Here is a 1,613-nt window from a genome sequence, read left to right on the forward strand (position 1 = left end):
ATTTAAATAATTGAAAACACCTATAGATTTGTAGATTAGGATATAATGAAATTTAAAAGTTTTAATGGACAATATTAAAAAAATACGCGTCTTTTGGTGGAGTGAAATCTTTTTGATGCGCAAATCCCACGAGAATTATGGTGATTTTCTGGGGAAATACCTGATGGAGAAGATTTCCGGCAAAAAGGCGGTCTGGACGCATCCCAAAAATTTCCATATCAGTGGTTTGTGGCAACCCATCTATGTTACTGCCGGCAGTGTGTTGGCTCATGTCAATCGCAAGTGTGTGGTTTGGGGCAGCGGAATCATTCTAAAAGACCAGGTGGTCAAGCCCTCCAAATTTCTTGCCGTAAGGGGCCCCCAAACCCGAAAACGATTATTGGAGCAAGGCCATAAAGTCCCTGAAGTCTATGGCGACCCGGGCCTGTTGTTGCCGTTGTATTACAACCCACCCATTGAAAAAAAATACAAACTGGGCATAGTGGCTCATTACAATGACTTTAAAACCATCAAACCCTTTTACGAAAACGAAAAAAACGTCCTGCTCATCGACCTGATGACCAATGATGTTGAAGCCACCACCAATCTGTTTTTAAGCTGCGAACGCATCGTCTCGTCCTCGCTGCATGGCTTGATTGTTTCACATGCCTATGGCATTCCGGCGGTGTGGGTGCAGTTTTCAAACAAACTCTTTGGCGACGGCATCAAGTTCCGGGATTATTTTGAGTCAGTCGAACTTCCTTTCTATCAACCGGAAGTGTCTGAACAGTTACCTTCCATAGAGGAGTTGGAAAAGCGATTGGATGCTTATCCGTCCTTACCGGATACAGCTGTAATCAGTCAATTGCAAAAGGGGTTGATGGAGGTGTGCCCGTTTGTGTAGGTGAGGGGGAAACAAGGTGATAGGAATTAGTTACTGAAATATCAAATTCCCTACAATCTTTGCGCCCCTTTGCGGTTAAACTTTGCGAGAAATGCGTGCTGAGTTTCACGCAAAGCTCGCAAAGCCTTTCGCAAAGAATCGCAAAGAGATTTTATGGCACAGGTAAGAAACTTCCATCAACTCAATCTTTGCGCCCCTTCGCGGTTAAACTTTGCGTTCCTTTGCGAGAAATACGCCCTGAGTTTCACGCAAAGCTCGCAAAGCCTTTCGCAAAGAATCGCAAAGAGATTTTATGGCACAGACAAGAAGCTTCCACAAACCATTAACCATTAACCATTAACAAATACACCAATAACCAACAAAAAAATCCCCGCAGCATAAAAACTACGGGGATTCCATATATTAAAAAAGCTATTCCTTAGTTAGTCAATCTAAAAGTCACACGACGCACCAATTGGCGGGCATGAGACGAGTCTTTGTTTACAGAATCATCTTCACCGCCACCTCTTGTGGTTAAACGGGCACCGTCAATACCGGCTGCTACCATAAGGTCTTTTACTTTATTGGCCCTGCGCTCAGACAATTGTAAATTGTATTCTGCATTACCAATTTCGTCAGCAAATCCAATCAACTCAGCATTGGCAGATGGGTTTTGTTTCATATAAGTCACCAGATAGTTTACAGCACTTAGTGAATAAACCTCAGGCTGGTCGCTGTTAAATCTGAAATA

At 43.1% G+C, this 1,613-nt stretch carries 2 protein-coding genes; one reads left to right on the forward strand and one right to left on the reverse strand.

Annotated elements, in window-relative coordinates:
• Nucleotides 1-115: 115 nt before the first annotated feature.
• Complete coding sequence (locus tag AC6F75_RS06190) at nt 116-883, forward strand: polysaccharide pyruvyl transferase family protein (RefSeq protein ID WP_500714080.1); 768 nt, start codon at nt 116-118, stop codon at nt 881-883.
• A 418-nt stretch (nt 884-1,301) separates the two neighbouring features.
• Here AC6F75_RS06190 and AC6F75_RS06195 read toward each other — a convergent pair.
• On the reverse strand, nt 1,302-1,613 hold a 312-nt coding region (locus AC6F75_RS06195; RefSeq protein WP_500714081.1), incomplete at its 5' end, for an OmpA family protein.

The sequence above is a fragment of the Planktosalinus sp. genome (genome assembly GCF_059864935.1).